The sequence below is a fragment of the Cellulomonas sp. JZ18 genome (assembly GCF_009720485.1).
In the GTDB taxonomy this organism is placed as follows: Bacteria; Actinomycetota; Actinomycetes; order Actinomycetales; family Cellulomonadaceae; genus Cellulomonas.
In genome coordinates this window covers 3,212,101-3,228,659 of record NZ_CP045245.1, presented here as the reverse complement: position 1 = coordinate 3,228,659, position 16,559 = coordinate 3,212,101, and the positions used below count along the sequence as shown (strand labels likewise).

13 protein-coding genes and 2 pseudogenes are annotated in these 16,559 nt (G+C 75.0%); 10 read left to right on the top strand and 5 right to left on the bottom strand.

Annotated features, from left to right (window positions below; all coding sequences use genetic code 11):
- Nucleotides 1–84: 84 nt before the first annotated feature.
- The 5 genes and pseudogenes from GC089_RS14530 to narI all read left to right on the top strand — a co-directional run bounded on the left by GC089_RS14530 (nt 85) and on the right by narI (nt 8,451).
- The gene (locus GC089_RS14530) at nt 85–1,260 is read left to right on the top strand and encodes an MFS transporter (RefSeq protein ID WP_155378250.1); all 1,176 of its coding nucleotides are present in this window, start codon (nt 85–87) and stop codon (nt 1,258–1,260) included.
- 453 nt (nt 1,261–1,713) lie between these two features.
- A pseudogene (locus tag GC089_RS14525) lies at nt 1,714–5,060 on the top strand (nitrate reductase subunit alpha).
- A 37-nt stretch (nt 5,061–5,097) separates the two neighbouring features.
- Nucleotides 5,098–6,750, top strand: a pseudogene (gene narH, locus GC089_RS14520) (nitrate reductase subunit beta); the annotation flags it as partial.
- A 346-nt stretch (nt 6,751–7,096) separates the two neighbouring features.
- Complete coding sequence (narJ, locus tag GC089_RS14515) at nt 7,097–7,690, top strand: nitrate reductase molybdenum cofactor assembly chaperone (protein WP_155379255.1); 594 nt, start codon at nt 7,097–7,099, stop codon at nt 7,688–7,690.
- Nucleotides 7,687–8,451 carry a respiratory nitrate reductase subunit gamma gene (gene narI / locus GC089_RS14510; RefSeq protein WP_155379254.1) on the top strand — a complete coding sequence of 255 codons (765 nt, stop codon included), beginning with the start codon at nt 7,687–7,689 and terminating at the stop codon, nt 8,449–8,451. The genes narJ and narI overlap by 4 nt, the downstream gene beginning before the upstream one ends.
- A gap of 134 nt (nt 8,452–8,585) precedes the next feature.
- Here narI and GC089_RS14505 read toward each other — a convergent pair whose 3' ends face one another.
- The 3 genes from GC089_RS14505 to GC089_RS14495 form a co-directional block, all read right to left on the bottom strand.
- The gene (locus GC089_RS14505) at nt 8,586–9,107 is read right to left on the bottom strand and encodes a GrpB family protein (RefSeq protein ID WP_230684838.1); all 522 of its coding nucleotides are present in this window, start codon (nt 9,105–9,107) and stop codon (nt 8,586–8,588) included.
- Entirely contained in the window at nt 9,104–9,277 is a 174-nt protein-coding gene (locus tag GC089_RS14500) for a hypothetical protein (protein WP_155378249.1), read from the bottom strand. Before GC089_RS14500 ends, GC089_RS14505 begins: the two co-directional genes overlap by 4 nt.
- 168 nt (nt 9,278–9,445) lie before the next feature.
- The gene (locus tag GC089_RS14495; RefSeq protein WP_155378248.1) at nt 9,446–10,159 is read right to left on the bottom strand and encodes a DUF4386 domain-containing protein; all 714 of its coding nucleotides are present in this window, start codon (nt 10,157–10,159) and stop codon (nt 9,446–9,448) included.
- A gap of 113 nt (nt 10,160–10,272) precedes the next feature.
- Here GC089_RS14495 and GC089_RS14490 point away from each other — a divergent pair, with 113 nt between their 5' ends.
- From GC089_RS14490 to GC089_RS14475, 4 genes are all read left to right on the top strand, one after another.
- Nucleotides 10,273–11,022: a TetR/AcrR family transcriptional regulator gene (locus GC089_RS14490; protein ID WP_230684837.1), complete on the top strand. Its 750-nt coding sequence runs from the start codon at nt 10,273–10,275 to the stop codon at nt 11,020–11,022.
- Between the two features lie 55 nt (nt 11,023–11,077).
- Complete coding sequence (locus tag GC089_RS14485; protein ID WP_196250717.1) at nt 11,078–11,497, top strand: ester cyclase; 420 nt, start codon at nt 11,078–11,080, stop codon at nt 11,495–11,497.
- Between the two features lie 35 nt (nt 11,498–11,532).
- Nucleotides 11,533–11,907: a nuclear transport factor 2 family protein gene (locus GC089_RS14480; RefSeq protein ID WP_155378245.1), complete on the top strand. Its 375-nt coding sequence runs from the start codon at nt 11,533–11,535 to the stop codon at nt 11,905–11,907.
- 154 nt (nt 11,908–12,061) lie between these two features.
- A complete protein-coding gene (locus tag GC089_RS14475) occupies nt 12,062–13,132 on the top strand; it encodes an FUSC family protein (RefSeq protein ID WP_155378244.1) in 1,071 nt (356 codons plus the stop codon).
- A gap of 7 nt (nt 13,133–13,139) precedes the next feature.
- On the opposite strand, the gene GC089_RS14470 is transcribed toward GC089_RS14475, so the two are convergent.
- The gene (locus GC089_RS14470; RefSeq protein WP_155378243.1) at nt 13,140–13,976 is read right to left on the bottom strand and encodes a PhzF family phenazine biosynthesis protein; all 837 of its coding nucleotides are present in this window, start codon (nt 13,974–13,976) and stop codon (nt 13,140–13,142) included.
- Between the two features lie 103 nt (nt 13,977–14,079).
- On the bottom strand, nt 14,080–14,469 hold the full coding sequence (locus GC089_RS14465) for a hypothetical protein (protein ID WP_155378242.1): 390 nt from the start codon (nt 14,467–14,469) through the stop codon (nt 14,080–14,082).
- A gap of 246 nt (nt 14,470–14,715) precedes the next feature.
- On the opposite strand from GC089_RS14465, the gene GC089_RS14460 reads away from it, so the two are divergent.
- Nucleotides 14,716–16,026, top strand: a complete 1,311-nt coding sequence (locus tag GC089_RS14460) for a helix-turn-helix transcriptional regulator (RefSeq protein WP_155378241.1) — start codon at nt 14,716–14,718, stop codon at nt 16,024–16,026.
- Nucleotides 16,027–16,559 lie beyond the last annotated feature (533 nt).

Below are 16,559 nucleotides of genomic sequence, written 5' to 3'. Positions count from 1 at the left end.
CGGGGCAGCACGCGCGCGCCTACGGGCGCGACGGCGGCCACCCCGCCGACGGCGGCCACCACGGCCCCACCGCAGGCCACCCGGATGCTCGTCCTCGCGACGGTCGGGTTCCTCGTCAACTTCTGGGCGTGGGCGCTCATCAGCCCGCTGGGCTCTGCCTACCGTGACCGGCTCGACCTGACGGGGTTCCAGCAGTCGGTGCTCGTGGCCGTGCCGGTCATCGTGGGCTCGCTCGGGCGCATCCCGGTCGGTGCCCTGACGGACCGCATCGGCGCCCGCGTCATGTTCCCCGTCGTCAGCCTGCTCACGGTGCTGCCCGTGCTGTTCATCGGGCTCGTCGCGGAGTCGTTCGCGTCGCTCATCGTCGGCGGGTTCTTCCTCGGCCTCGGCGGCACGACGTTCGCGATCGGCGTGCCGCTCGTCAACGCCTGGTACCCGCCGGCCCGGCGCGGCACCGCGCTGGGGCTGTTCGGCATCGGCATGGGCGGCACGGCGATCTCGGCGTTCACGACCGTGCGCCTCACCGACAACCTGGGCGCGGAGGCGCCGTTCCTCATCGTCGCCGGGGTCCTCGTCCTCTACGCGGCCGTCGCGGCGGCTCTCCTGCGGGACGCCCCGAACCGGACCCTCCCGCAGGGTTCCTTCCTCGCCCGCACCTGGGCGACGGCCAAGCTCCCCGCGACGGGTCAGCTCTCGTTCCTCTACGCCGTCGGCTTCGGCGGGTTCGTCGCGTTCAGCGTCTACCTGCCGACGTACCTGGGCAACGCGTTCGACCTCACCCCGGAGGACGCCGCCTTCCGCACTGCGGGCTTCGTGGTCCTGGCGGTCGCGATGCGGCCCGTCGGCGGCGCGCTGTCCGACCGGATCGGTGCGATCCCGGTCCTGGTGGTCTCGTTCCTCGGCATCACCGTCCTCGCGGCGCTCGCGGCGCTCGAGCTGCCGCTCATGCCGATCGGCACGATCGCGTTCCTCGGGCTCGCGGCCCTGCTCGGTGCGTCCTCCGGCGCCACCTTCGCCGTGGTGGGCCGGCTGGCACCCCCGGAGAAGGTCGGCGCCGTCACCGGCCTCGTCGGCGCGGCCGGCGGCCTCGGCGGGTTCGTCCCGCCCCTGGTCATGGGTGCGGTCTACGACCGGCTCGGCGACTACTCGCTCGGCCTCGCGCTGCTCGCCGTCGTCTCGCTCGGCGCGGCGCTGTTCACCCGCGGGCCCGTCGCCCGCTCCGCCCGCGGCGACGCCCGGGACGAGCCCCACCGCACCTGAACCGCACGACACCGGCCCGACCGCAGCGCCCCCACGCGACGAGAGGCAGCCCCCGTGACGACCCAGGACTCCCGCCCCGGCCTCGACGGCCCCGCCTCCGACGCGATCCTCCGGCTCGGCCGTCACCTGCGCCGCGGCGAGGTCAGCGAGGACCTGCGGACCCTGCACCAGAGCGGCGGCCGCGACGCCGACACCTTCTACCGGGACCGCTGGAGCCACGACAAGGTCGTCCGCTCGACGCACGGCGTCAACTGCACGGGCTCCTGCTCGTGGAAGGTGTACGTCAAGGACGGCATCATCACGTGGGAGGCGCAGCAGACCGACTACCCGTCGGTCGGCCCGGACCGCCCCGAGTACGAGCCGCGCGGCTGCCCCCGCGGCGCCGCGTTCAGCTGGTACACGTACTCGCCGACCCGCGTCCGCTACCCCTACGTGCGCGGCGTGCTGCTGGAGATGTTCCGCGCCGCGAAGGCCCGGCACGGCGGCGGCCCGGTCGCGGCGTGGGCGAGCCTAGTCGACGACCCCGAGACGGCCCGCCGCTACAAGAGCGTGCGCGGCAAGGGCGGGCTCGTGCGCGCGACGTGGGACGAGGCGGTCGAGATCGTCGCGGCGGCGCAGGTGCACACGATCCGCCGGTACGGGCCCGACCGCATCGCCGGCTTCTCGCCGATCCCCGCCATGTCGATCGTGTCCCACGGCGTCGGCGCCCGGTACCACGCGCTCCTCGGCGCCCCGATGCTGTCGTTCTACGACTGGTACGCGGACCTGCCGGTCGCCTCCCCGCAGGTGTTCGGCGACCAGACGGACGTGCCGGAGTCCGGCGACTGGTGGGACGCCGCCTACCTGATCATGTGGGGCTCGAACCTGCCCGTGACCCGCACGCCGGACGCGCACTGGATGGCCGAGGCGCGCTACCGCGGGCAGAAGGTCGTCGCCGTCGCGCCCGACTACGCGGACAACGTGAAGTTCGCCGACGAGTGGCTCGCGGTCGCACCCGGCACGGACGGCGCGCTCGCGATGGCGATGGGGCACGTGCTTCTCAAGGAGTTCTACGTCGACCGGCGGCCGAAGTACTTCGCCGAGTACGCCGCCCGCTACACCGACCTGCCGTTCCTCGTCCGCCTCGACCCGACGGAGGACGGCGCGTACGCCCCCGGCAAGTTCCTCACCGCCGAGGACCTGCCCGGCGCGGAGGCCCGCAGCGAGAACGCCGCCTTCAAGACGGTGCTCGTCGACGCGGAGACCGGCGCGCCCACGGTCCCGAACGGCTCCCTCGGCTTCCGCTACGGCGATGCGGGCGAGGGCCGCTGGAACCTCGACCTCGGCAGCGTCCGACCCGCGCTGAGCCTGGCCGACGAGGGCGGCGGCGCGACCGAGGCGGTCGAGGTCGCCCTGCCGCGCTTCGACTCCGCCGACGGCGCGGCCGGCACCGTGGTGCGCGGCGTCCCCGCTCGCCGGGTCGGCGGCCACCTGGTCACCACGGTCCTCGACCTCATGCTCGCCCAGTACGGCGTCGCCCGCCCCGGCCTCCCGGGCACCTGGCCCACGGGCTACGACGACGCCTCCCAGCCCTGCACCCCGCCTGGCAGGAGCAGTTCACGGGCGTCCCGGCCGCCAAGGCCGAGCGCATCGGCCGGGAGCTCGCGCAGACCGCGGAGGAGTCCCGCGGCCGCGTCATGATCCTCATGGGCGCCGGGACCAACCACTGGTTCCACTCCGACACGATCTACCGCGCCTTCCTCGCCCTCACGACGCTGACCGGCTGCCAGGGCGTCAACGGCGGCGGCTGGGCGCACTACGTGGGCCAGGAGAAGGTGCGCCCGGTGACGGGTCAGCAGATGTACGCGACGGCCAGCGACTGGGCGCGGCCCGCGCGCACGATGATCCAGACCGCGTACTGGTACCTGCACACCGACCAGTTCCGGTACGACCCGTTCTCCGCGGACACCCTCTCGGCCGGACGCACCGGCAGCGGTCAGCTCACCGGCAAGTCCACCGCGGACGTCGTCGCGCAGTCCGCGCGCTCGGGCTGGATGCCGTCGTACCCGACGTTCGACCGCAACCCCCTCGACCTGGCCGACGACGCCGCAGCCGCCGGCGAGGCCCCGGGCGAGCACGTCGTCCGCCGACTGCAGGACGGGACCCTGCGCTTCGCCGCGGAGGACCCCGACGCGCCCGAGAACTTCCCGCGCGTGCTCACCGTGTGGCGGGCCAACCTGCTCGGCTCGTCCGGCAAGGGCAACGAGTACTTCCTGCACCACCTGCTCGGCGCGGACTCCAACCTGCGCGCCGCCGAGGCGCCGCCCGAGCACCGGCCGCGGGACGTCGTCTGGCGGGACGAGGCGCCGACGGGGAAGCTCGACCTGCTCGTCAGCCTCGACTTCCGGATGACCAGCACGACCGTCTACTCCGACGTCGTCCTGCCGGCGGCCACCTGGTACGAGAAGCACGACCTCAACACGACGGACATGCACCCGTTCGTGAACTCGTTCAGCCCGGCCATCGCGCCGCCGTGGCAGACCCGCACGGACTTCGACATCTTCCACACGCTCGCCCGCACGTTCAGCCGGCTCGCGGAGACGCACCTCGGCAGGCGCACGGACGTCGTCGCGGTGCCGCTCCTGCACGACACCCCCGACGAGCTCGCGGTCCCGCACGGGCGGGTCCGGGACTGGAAGGCGGGGGAGTGCGACCCCGTCCCCGGGAAGACCATGCCGAAGATCGTCACGGTCGAGCGCGACTACCCGGCGGTGGCGGCCCAGCTCGCGACGCTCGGGCCCGTCCCGGACACGGCCGGCCTGACGACCAAGGGCGTGACGTTCGGCGTCGGCCCGGAGATCGAGTTCCTGCGGCGGCGCAACGGCGTCGCGCGCGTCCCGGCGGGCCGGCCCGGCGCGGCGGCCGACGGGCGCCCGCGCCTCGACCGGGACGTCCACGTGTGCGAGGCGATCCTCACGCTGTCCGGCACGACGAACGGACGCCTCGCCGTGCAGGGGTTCCAGAAGGCCGAGCGCCGCACCGGCACCCGCATGGCCGACCTCGCGGCCGAGCACGAGGGCAAGCGCGTCACGTTCGCCGACACGCAGGCGGCCCCCGTGCCCGTCCTGACCTCGCCCGAGTGGTCCGGCACCGAGGCGCACGGGCGCCGCTACTCGCCCTTCACGGTGAACGTCGAGCGGCTCAAGCCCTGGCACACGCTCAGCGGGCGCCAGCAGTTCTACCTGGACCACGACTGGATGACCGAGATCGGCGAAGGGCTGCCGGTCTTCCGCCCGCCGCTGGACATGCAGTCCCTGTTCGGCGAGAACGCGCTCGGCTCGACCGACGAGGACGGCGTCGGCCTCGGCGTCACGGTCCGGTACCTGACCCCGCACAACAAGTGGTCGATCCACTCCGAGTACCAGGACAACCTGTTCATGCTGTCGCTGTCCCGCGGCGGGCCCGTCATCTGGATGAGCGACCGCGACGCCGAGCGCATCGGCGTCGCGGACAACGACTGGGTCGAGGCCGTCAACCGCAACGGCGTCGTCGTCGCCCGCGCGATCGTCTCCCACCGCATGCCCGCCGGGACGGTCTACATGCACCACGCCCAGGACCGGCTCATCGACGTGCCGCGCACGCGCACCACCGGCCGGCGCGGCGGCATCCACAACTCGCTGACGCGGCTGCTCATGAAGCCCACCCACCTCGTCGGCGGGTACGCCCAGCTCACCTACGCCTTCAACTACCTCGGCCCCACGGGCAACCAGCGGGACGAGGTCACGGTCGTGCGGCGCCGGACGCAGGAGGTCGAGTACTGATGGCGACGACGACGCCGACGGCGGCAGGGGGTCCGCGATGCGCGTGATGGCCCAGATGGCGATGGTCATGAACCTCGACAAGTGCATCGGGTGCCACACCTGCTCGGTGACGTGCAAGCAGGCGTGGACGAACCGCACGGGCACCGAGTACGTCTGGTTCAACAACGTCGAGACCCGGCCCGGGCAGGGCTACCCGCGCACGTACGAGGACCAGTCCCGGTGGGAGGGCGGCTGGACCCTGAACAAGCGCGGGCGCCTGCAGCTCAAGGCCGGCGGGCGGCTGAAGAACCTCATGACGATCTTCGCGAGCCCCAAGCAGCCGTCGATCGACGAGTACTACGAGCCGTGGACGTACGACTACGAGAACCTCACGGACGCCCCGCTGCAGGAGCACACCCCGGTCGTCCGGCCGAAGTCGCTGCTCAGCGGCCAGGACATGAAGGTCTCGTGGAGCGCGAACTGGGACGACGACCTCGGCGGCGGCCCGCAGCTGCTGCGCGACGACCCGGTCCTGGCGCAGGTGTCGGACAAGGTGAAGCTCGAGTTCGAGCAGACCTTCATGTTCTACCTGCCGCGCATCTGCGAGCACTGCCTCAACCCGTCGTGCGCGGCGTCCTGCCCGTCGGGGGCCATCTACAAGCGGTCCGAGGACGGCATCGTCCTCGTCGACCAGGACGCGTGCCGCGGCTGGCGCAAGTGCGTCACGGGCTGCCCGTACAAGAAGGTCTACTTCAACCACCGCACCGGCAAGGCCGAGAAGTGCACGTTCTGCTTCCCGCGCGTCGAGGTCGGCCTGCCGACGGTCTGCTCGGAGACGTGCGTCGGCCGGCTGCGGTACATCGGCCTCGTCCTCTACGACGCCGACCGGGTCCTCGAGGCGGCGAGCGAGCCGGACGAGACGAAGCTGCTCGCGGCCCAGCGCAGCGTCCTGCTCGACCCGCACGACCCGGCCGTGCAGCGGGAGGCCGAGCGCGCCGGCATCCCGCGCGACTGGGTCGAGGCCGCGCAGCGCTCGCCCGTGTGGGACCTCATCGCCCGGTACGAGATCGCGCTGCCGCTGCACCCGGAGTACCGGACGATGCCGATGGTCTGGTACGTCCCGCCGCTGTCGCCCGTGGTCGACGTGGTCGCCGAGACGGGCGAGGACGCGGAGCGCGCCGACAACCTGTTCGCGGCGATCGAGCACCTGCGCATCCCGGTCGAGTACCTGGCCGGCCTCTTCACGGCCGGCGACACGGCGCCCGTCACCGGCGTGCTGAAGCGGCTCGCGGCGATGCGCTCCTACATGCGCGACATCAACCTGGGCCGCGACGCGGACCCGTCGATCCCGGGATCGGTCGGCATGGACCCCGACGAGATGGACGCGATGTACCGGCTGCTCGCGCTGGCGAAGTACGACGAGCGGTACGTCATCCCCTCCGCGCACGCCGAGCAGGCGCACGCCCTGGAGGAGCTGGCCACGGAGTGCGCGCTGGACTACGACGGCGGCCCGGGCATGGGCGGGTCCGGCCCGTTCGGCGAGGGCTCGGGCGGCGCGTACCTCAACGACCCGATCGCGGTCGAGAACTTCCACATGCTCCAGCAGCGCCAGACGACGGACACGGTCGCCGACCCGGCGTCGCGCAAGGCGCGCGTGAACCTCCTGAACTGGGACGGCAAGTCGACGCCCGGCGGCCTGTTCCCGCCCGGCCGGGGCCTGACGGGGCGGACCTGCGCGAACCGGCGTCGGACGACTCCGCCGCGGTCGTGCAGCCGCGACCCGCCGGCGGGCAGCCCTGGGGACCGGCGGGGGCCGGGACCGCCGGGGGACCGCTCGAGCCGGGCGTCGTGCCAGGGGAGCCCGGGGCGCGCTCACCCGGCGACGCGTCCCGCGGCGGCGACGAGGGCCCCGCGGACGGCTCCGGCACCGGGGGAGGCGCACGGTGAGGCTGTTCGCCCGCTCCCGGCCGCCGCACGCCGCGACCGGCCGCGAGACCGCGGTCGTGCACCGGATCGCGTCCCTGCTGCTGGAGTACCCGTCCGAGGACCTCGCCGCGATGCTGCCCGTGCTGCGCGCCGCGGCCGCCGAGGTCGCCGGGCCGGGGCGCGAGCCGCTCGACCGCCTGCTCGACCACGTCGCGGCGACCCCGCTGCCCGACCTGCAGGCCGACTACGTCGCCACGTTCGACCTGCGCCGCCGCTGCTCGCCGTACCTGACGTACTACGCGCACGGCGACACCCGGAAGCGCGGCGTGGCGCTCGTCGAGTTCAAGGAGGCCTACCGGGCCGCCGGCATGGAGCACGTCGGCGAGGAGCTGCCCGACCACGTGGCCGTCGTCCTGGAGTTCGCCTCGACGGAGGGGTCGGCGCAGGAGGCGGGCCTGCGCCTGCTGCTCGACCACCGCGCCGGGCTCGAGCTGCTGCGCATGGCCCTGCGCGACGGCGGCTCCCCGTGGGCCGACGCGCTCGCGGCCGTCTGCGCGACCCTGCCGCCGCTCGGCGCGGACGAGGCCACCGCCGTCGCGCGCCTCGCCGCTGCCGGTCCGCCCGGCGAGGACGTCGGCCTCGAGCCGTTCGGCCCGCCCACGACCATGGAGGCCGCGCAGCCGGCCGGACCCGTCTTCCTGCCGACCCCGGGAGTCCGCCGATGACCAGCACCCTCGACGTCGTGCTGTGGGTGGTCGTGCCGTACGTGTGCCTGGCGGTGTTCGTGCTGGGGCACGTGTGGCGGTACCGGTACGACAAGTTCGGCTGGACCACCCGCTCGTCGCAGCTCTACGAGTCCCGCCTGCTGCGCTGGGCGAGCCCGATGTTCCACTTCGGGATCCTGTTCGTGTTCCTCGGCCACGTCATGGGCCTCGGCATCCCGAAGTCCTGGACGCGTGCCGTGGGCATGAGCGATGAGCTGTACCACGTCCTCGCGATCTCGATCGGGACGGTGGCGGGGGTCTGCACGGTCGTCGGCATGGCGCTGCTCATCTGGCGGCGGCGCACCGTCGGGCCGGTCTTCAGCGCCACGACGCGCATGGACAAGGTGATGTACCTGGTCCTCGCGGTCGTCATCGCCCTCGGCATGTGGAACACGATCGCCGGGTCGATCCTCAACCTCGGCGGGCACTACGACTACCGCGACGGCGTCTCGGTGTGGTTCCGCGGCATCTTCCGCTTCGACCTGCACCCCGAGCTCATGGCCGAGGCGCCGATCGGGTTCCAGCTGCACGGCATGTCGGCGATGCTGCTGTTCGCGCTGTGGCCGTTCACGCGGCTCGTCCACGTGTTCAGCGCACCCGTCGGCTACCTGTGGCGCCCGTACGTCGTCTACCGCTCCAAGGGCCCGAACCGCCTGGGCACCCGCGCCGACCGCCGCGGCTGGGAGCGCGTGGGCGCCGGCGACCGCCCGACCGACCGCTGACCCGACCCTCCCACCCACGCCCCGCCCCCACACCGCGGCCCCGACGAACCCCGCCGAGTCCGCCGCTCCCGTGTCGAGCTCGGCACCATCAGGTCGCGAGGTCGCCACGAAAGTGCCGAACTCGCGGGAGCTCGTCAGACGTCGCCCGCGAGGAGGCGGTCGACGAACACGGACTTGCGGTCCTCGTAGTCCGCGTCGGCGGCGCTCGTCTTCATCGCGTTGTACGCCGCCAGCAGCCGCGGGTCGGTGCGCAGGAGCTCCCACGTGCGCGTGAAGCGGACGTCGTGCTCGGAGCCGACCGGCGTGACGGCGAGACCGGCCGGCACGGGCGCGTCCACGGCGAACGTCGCGAGCGTGGCGCACCAGATCTCCGGGTGGACGACCGCGTGGTCCTCGCGCAGCAGCGCGACCGCCCGCGCGAACTCCTCCGGCGCGACGCGCAGGTGCAGGTCCACGTCGCCGCGGGTCAGCGCGCCGGGCACGCTCGACCCGCCGGTCCACACGAGCTCGCCCGGGACGCCGCGGGCGCGCAGGGCGGCGCGCTCGGCCTCGACCACGGCGACGGCGGCGTCGTGGATCTCCTCGCCGGGACGCAGTGCGGGCGGTGGCCCGGCGGGGGCGTCCGCCGGGCCACCGTCGAGGTCCTGCGGGCTCACCCCGCGTCGAACCGCCCCTCCTCGTCGGGGTCCTCGGCGGCGGTGCCGACGCCCTGCTGGTTCACGTCGGCCTCGTTCGGGCCGGTGCCGGTGGCGACCGGTGCCGACTCGTCCTCGGGGCCGTGGGGCGTGCTCTCGTCGTCCGGACGCGGGCCGGGGCTCTGGCTCATGACGCTCCCTTCCGTCGGGCCGTGCCGGCGGGCGCGGGTGCGCCGGCGCCGGTCGTCGGCGTCCTCCGAGCCTCGTCCGGGCGGCGCGGGGTCGCAACCGGGCCCGCCGCGCGTCCGGCTGCGACCGGGGCGCCGCGCGTCCGGCCGCCCCGCGCGTCGGACGGGCGGTCAGACCACGGACGCGGCGGGTCGGGCGGAGGCGGGCGCGGACGCCGCCGGTGCCGCCCGGAACCCGCGGACCAGCAGGTACCCGGCCAGGCTCATCTCCCACACGAACACGGGCAGCGCCGCCAGGCCGGCGAAGGCCGACACCTGCGTGTACGCACCGAAGAGCACGGCGGTCGAGGACGCGAGCACCAGCGGGCCGCCCACCAGCCCGACGACGGGGATCCAGCCGGCGACGAGCCCCGACCGGCGCACGAGCCAGGCGAGCAGCGTCGTGTTGACGCCGATGATCAGCCCCGGGCCGACGAGGAACGTCGCGTCGTGCACGGCGACCAGCGCCCGGGCCACCGTGACGAGCGCGTCGGCGTCGCCGCCGCTCGTCGCGTGCACCTGCCGCAGCGTCACGACGGCGAGCACCGCGACGACGCCGACGAGGATGACGAGTGCCTCCGCCAGCCGTCCCAGCGCGTACCCGAGCGCGGTCGCCCGGCCGTACCGGGCCATCACCGGGTACAGCGCGACGCCCGTCCCGACGACGCTCGCCGCGAGCAGGACCTCGAGGGCGACGCCCGTGAGCACGGCGGCGTCGGCGCCCGCACCGAGGACGTACCCCGGGTCGGTCAGCGCGGGCTGGTAGAGCGCGAGCGCCACGACGGCGGTGACCGCCGCGACGACGAAGAACACGCCCGTGAGGGCGGCGGTGCGACGGGTGGGCATGGCAGGTCCTTCCGACCAGGGTGTACGGCGTACACCTCTCGTCGGAGAACCTAGGTGTACGGTGTACACCTGTCAAGATCGTCACCGGCGGAGCGGGCAGCAGGGGAGGCGGCGTGGTGCGGGCGGACGAGCGACGGCGCGAGCCCCTGACCGCGGCGCGCGTGCTGCAGACCGCGGTCGCGCTGGCCGACGCGCAGGGCCTCGCGGCCGTGAGCATGCGCAACGTGGCGCAGGAGCTCGGGGTCGTCCCCATGGCCCTCTACAAGCACGTCGCCGACAAGGAGCGCCTGGTCGACGGCATGGTCGACGTCGTCGTGGGCGAGTTCGAGCCCGCCGACGCCGCCCTCGACTGGCAGGAGGCCGTGCGTTGCCGCGTGCTCTCCGCGCGGCGGGCCGTCCAGCGCCACCCCTGGGCCCGCCAGGCGATCGAGACGCGGACCCGCCGGACCCCCGCCGTCCTCGGCTACATGGACTCGCTCGCGGGCACGTTCCTCGCGGGTGGCCTGTCGCCCGACCTCGTCCACCACGTCATGCACGCCCTCGGCAACCGCATCTGGGGCTTCAGCCCGGAGATGTTCGACGAGGCGCCACCCGCGGACGCGCCCGTCCCGAGCCCCGAGGAGCAGGCGGCGGTCGCAGCGGAGGTGGCGCGTCGGTTCCCGCACATCCTCCGGATCGCGACCGCTGCGACCGGCGGTGACCCGTCCCGGGCCGGCCAGGGGTGCGACGAGGACTTCGAGTTCGTCTTCGCGCTCGACCTGCTGCTCGACGGCGCCGCTCGTCTGCACGGCGCGGGCTGGGCGTCGGTCGGTCGTCCGACCGGGGACGGACAGGACGTACCGGACGTCCCGGACGCCGGGTAGCGTCGAGGCGTCGACCGGGTGGGGGCCGCGGTCGACGACCATGGGGAGGTCCGCGATGTCCAGCGACGGACGCGTCAGCATCGAGGCGACGCGTGCGGTGGTCGAGGAGTACCTGGCGAGCGAGCGCCGTGCCGAGACGGCGGCACTGGCTCCCGACGTGGTCTTCCGGTTCATGGCCACGGGGGACGAGCACCGCGGCCCGGAGGCGGTGCGGGCGATGCTCCGGTACTTCTACCGGGAGGCCTTCGAGGCCCGGACCGAGCGGCGGCGCCTCGTCGTGGGGGAGGGCACCGCCGTGTTCGAGGGCGTGTTCGTCGGCCGGCACACGGGCGAGTTCGCGGGTGTGCCGGCGACCGGTCGGGACGTGCGGGTGCCGCTGGCGGTCGTGTACGACGTCGACGACGGCGCGATCGTGGAGGCGCGCCTCTACTTCGAGCTCCCGGCGTTCCTGACGCAGGTGACGACCACGGCATGAGTGCCGGCCCGGGCGGCGCGACGACGAGGAGGGGCATGGACGCCGACGACGTCATGACGTGGGTGCGGGAGTACGAGCGGGCCTGGCGCGAGCAGGACGTCGCGGCCGTCGAGCGCCTCTTCACCGAGGACGCCCTGTACCTGCGCGGTGCCTACGACGACGGGCTGCGCGGGCGCGCCGCGATCGAGGACTTCTGGCTCGACCCGACGCCGTTCACCATGACGGCCGAGCCCGTCGCCGTCGACCCGCCCACCGCGGTGCTGCGCGTCGAGGTCCACTACCTCGGCGACGAGCCGCACGAGTTCCGCGACCTGTGGGTCGTGCGGTTCGCCCCCGACGGGCGCGCCGAGCACTTCGAGGAGTGGGCGCACTGGCCCGGCCTCGAGTACACCGGCCCCGGCGCCGACTGAGCCACCGCCGCCCGGGGGCGCGGGACGGGCCCCGTCGACCGTGACCCGCGCCACCACGGGCCGCACCCGGGCGGGGACCTCGGGACGACGTGCCTACCCTGGACGTCCCGCCGGCCGGCCCACGCGGCCCGCGGAGGCAGCGGAGGAGGGGGTCGTGCGGGTCGCCGACGTCGTGCAGCGGGTCGCCGGCGCCGACCGCCCGTGGCGCTCGCTGGACGTGGAGACGGCCCTGCGCGTCGCGGTCGCGAACGCCGTCCCGCTCGCCCTCGTCGTCGCGACGGGCGAGACCCGGCACGCGGCGTTCGCGATGTTCGCCGCGTTCACCGCCATCTACGGCCGTGCGGAGCCGTACCGCCGCCGCGTGGTGACGGTCACCGCGGTCGCCCTGCTCATGACCGCCGCCATGGCCGCCGGTACCGCCCTCGGCCTGCTCGACGCACCGGTGTGGGCGGCGGCCGTCGGGCTCGTCGTGGTCCTGGTCGCCGGGGTGTGCGTGATCGGGTGGCTGCAGGGCGTCCCGCCGCAGCCGATCTTCCCGGTGTTCGCCTACCTGACGCTGCTGCAGGTGCCGCTCGCCCCGCACGAGCTGCCGCGTGTCGCGGCGATCACGCTCGGGTCGGTCGCGTGGGCGTGGGGTGTCAGCCTCGTCGGGTACGTCGTGCGGGCCGTGCTCGGTGCGCGGCTGCCGGGGCTGTTCGCACCGCTGGGCCGCGGTGCAGGACGGACGGCGGCCGTCCTGCGGGACCCCGCGCTGTGGCGGTCCGCGGCGCTCGTCGTCCTCGGGGCGCTGACGGCGGGTGCGGTCGGCACCGCGCTGCGGCTGCCGCACGTCGCCTGGGCGGTCGTCGCGGTCGTCGCGACGCTGCCCGCGTACGGGCGCCCGCCGGACGCCTGGCGCTCGGTGCGGCGGCTCGTCGGGACCGTGGCCGGTGCGCTCGTCGCGGGCGCGCTGCTCGCGGCCGAACCGCCGGTGGCCGTCGTCGTCGCCGTCGTCGTCGTGTGCGCGGCGGGCGCGGAGGTCGTCATGGCCCGCAGCTACGCGCTCGGCCTCGCGTTCGTCACACCCGTCGCGCTCCTCGCCGTGCACCTGTCGGCCCCCGGCGACCCGACGGCCCTCGCGGTCGACCGCGTCGTCGAGACGGCGCTGGGCGCGGCGGTGAGCCTCGCGCTGCTCGGTGCGGCACGGCTGGCCGCGGGCCGCAGGGCGGGCGCCGCACCGGCCTGAGCGCGGCTCAGATGCGCGCGGCCGTGCCCGTCACCGTCACGCCGCCGGCCTCGGGCACGTCGACGACCAGCACGCTTGGCCGGCCGACGTGCCGGCCCTGGTGGACGCGGACCCGTGCCGGCGGGGCGAGCAGCCCGAGCGCGCGCAGGTACGCCCCCGTCGCGGCGGCCGCCGAGCCGGTCGCCGGGTCCTCGGTGAGGGTGCCGACCGGGAACAGGTTGCGCGCCTCGTACTCGTCGTCGCCGCGCCGGTGCAGCACCGTCACCGTGCCGGCCCAGCCCTCGCGGTCCATGAGCGCCCGCACGGCCGCGGGGTCGAAGCCGAACGCGTCGAACGCGGCGGCGTCGCGCAGCACCACCACGGGGTGCACGTTGCCCGCGTCGGCGGTGCGGGGCGGGTGCGTCGGGTCGAGGTCGTCGCGCGTCAGCCCGAGCAGCCCGAGGAGCTCGTCGAGGACCGCCGGGTCGAGGTCGGCGACGCGGGGCTCGACGCTCGTGAACGACGCGCTGAGCACCCCGCCCGCGTCCCGGGTCGTGACCGCGACGGGACCGACCGGGGTGCGCAGCAGCAGGTCGCCCGGGCCCCGCGCCGCGGCGAGCGCGACCGCCGTGGCGACCGTCGCGTGCCCGCAGAACGGCACCTCGGCCACGGGGGAGAAGTAGCGCAGCGTCAGTGTCCCCGGATCGGTGACGAACGCCGTCTCCGCGTACCCGACCTCGGCCGCCACCGCCCGCATGCGCTCGTCGGACCAGCCCCGCGCGTCGAGCACCACCCCGGCGGGGTTGCCCCCGCCCGGCTCCGCCGCGAACGCGGCCCAGCGCTGCACGTCGTCGAGGTCGCTCATCGTCCTGCCTCCGTCGGGGGTGGGTCGTCGGTGCCGGGGGCGCACCGGCCGCTGACCGCGAGGGGCGCCCGCACGGCGACGACCGGCCGGGCCCCGTGCCGGCTCAGAACCCGCCGGGCCCCGCGTCGAGGACCGAGGGGTCGCTCGCGTACGGGCGCAGCGTCGCGGGGGCCGGGAACGGCAGCGTCCACGTGCGCAGCTCGGCGCTCACGTCGCCGAAGTCGTCCCGCTTGACCACGACCCGCTCCGGGCTGACCTCGACCAGGCGCACGCGCGTCGTCGAGCCGTCCTCGAGCTCCAGCTCCCACAGGTCGGCGAGCCAGTGCAGGCCGCGCTCGTCGAGCGCCGCCTCCGCGACGTCCCAGTCGACGGCGTCGGTGAGCGCGCGGCCGAGCCGGTCGATCGCGACGAAGCCCTCGCCCTCCGGGCGCAGCCAGCCCACGAGCTCGCGGTCGCCCGCGCGACGGTGGTCGATCCAGTCCTGAGGGAGCACCCGGCGAGCCTAGGGACCGCCGCCCGCCCGCGGCACGAGGTTTGCCGCCGTGCGCCCGCCACGTGGGACGCGCCGTCCCAGTGCGCGTCCAGGTCGGACGTCCAGTCATGGGACGACACGGCGGGGTGCTGACACCCCCGCAGATGTCCTCCGTGACCTGATTGCCCGGTCTGTCTGCACGATCGTGACTGACGGTGCCCCCGGTCCCCCTTCCGTGTGGCCGGATGCGTGCCTATCGTGAGAGCCGTGCACCCTGTCAGTGAGAGGCTCCGTGACGCCCGTGAGCGGTCCGGACTGAGCCAGGCCGACCTCGCCCGGGCGGCGATGATGCACCCCAGCTACGTGTCGCACCTCGAGCGCGGCATCCGGGGTCCCGGGCCCGCCGCGCTGGAGCGGCTCGCGTCCGCGCTCGGCATCACCGTGACCTACCTCGAGCAGGGGGAGCGGTCCCCGGCGTACCAGGCGTCCGAGGCCGCCGTCGTCCGCGCGCGCCAGCTCGTGCGGTCGGGGCGGCCCGGAGCGGCCGCCGCCGAGCTCGCCGCCGTCGACCTGGACGCGCTCGACGTGGACCAGGCGGGGCGCGTCCTGCTCGCGCACGCCGAGGCGCTGGACCGCGTCGGGGAGCTCGAGGAGGCCGGCCGCCTGCTGGCCGACGCCGCCCGGCGGTTCACCGAGGGGCACCGCCCGCTGCGCGCGGCCCAGGCCGCCGCCCGCCTCGTCATGGCCCTCACCGAGGCCGGCGAGCTGACGGAGGCGGTCCGGACGGGCGAGCACCACCTCGCCGCGCTCGAGGGCGTCGCCGGCGGCACCGAGCAGCTGCTGCGGCTCGAGTCGACGCTCGTGTGGGCGTACGTCGCCCGCGGCGACATCACGTACGCGCTCGTGCGCGGCAAGGACCTGCTGGCCCGGGCGCTGCGCGAGGGCTCGGCGCGCGCCGTGTCGGCCGTGCACTGGAACCTGGCCTTCGTCGAGGACGCCCACGGCAACGGCGAGGCGGCCCTCGGCCACCTGCGCTCGGCGCTCGCGGTCGTCGGCGGCGAGGAGGGCGAGAACGACGTCCCGCTCCTGCGCCTGGACCTGGCGCAGCTGCTCATCGAGGTCACGCCGCCCCGTCCGCGGGAGGCCCTGGCGGAGCTCGACGCAGCCCGGCTCGCGCTCGAGATCAGCGAGTCCCAGGTGGACCTCGCGCGCGCGGCCACCGTGCGCTCGCGCGCCCAGCTGATGCTCGGGCAGACCCGCGCCGCGCTGACGTCGGGGCTGAAGGCCGTCGAGCTCATCGGTCCCGGTGAGCGCCGCGACGGCGCCGCGGCGCACGAGGCCCTCGGTGACGCGCTGCTGGTGTCCGGCGAGCGCGCCGCCGCCCTCAAGGCCTACCGGGAGGCGGCCGCGCGGCTGGCGTCCATGCCGGCCGGACGTCCGGCCGCGGCGGGCTGGCGGCGCATCGCGGACCGGCTGCGCGCCGCGGGCGACAGCACGGACGCGGTGGTCGAGGCCTACGGACGCGCACTCGCCGCGCTCGGAGCACGCACGACGCTGCGGCTGCCCACCGCGCGCTGACGGCGACAGCACGGTCGCACCCGACGGCGGTCCCCTGCGGGGGGCCGCCGTCCGTCGTCTGGGCGACACGCCCGAGTGACCGGTTTTCAGGGAGTGTCTATACCAGTATTCCCGGAGTCATTGCGGGCACGACACGCGCTTGGGGAACATCTGCGCTGTGCCGGAGGGGCCGGCACACCACGCCGGAGGTCTCGCCATGAAGAAGAAGCTCGTCGTCGCCGTCGTCGTCGCCCTCACGACCGTCACCGGGGTCACCGGTGCGGCCATCGCGCAGGCCGACTCGACCATCGCCGCGCCCTGCTGCAAGTACTGACGACACACCCGCGCGCGCCGCAGCCGGCCGCGCCGAACGCGCCGCACCCGGCCGGGGGAGACCCGGCCGGGGCGGCGCGTCGTCGTTGCCGCGGTGCCACGTGGCCCAGCCGTCCGGCGTCCCCCGGACGGCTCCGTCGCCCCCCGAGGGCCGGTGCCCGTCCAGCGGCTCACGGTGCCGGGATGTGCGGGCACCCGCCGGGTGATATCCAGGCGGAGCG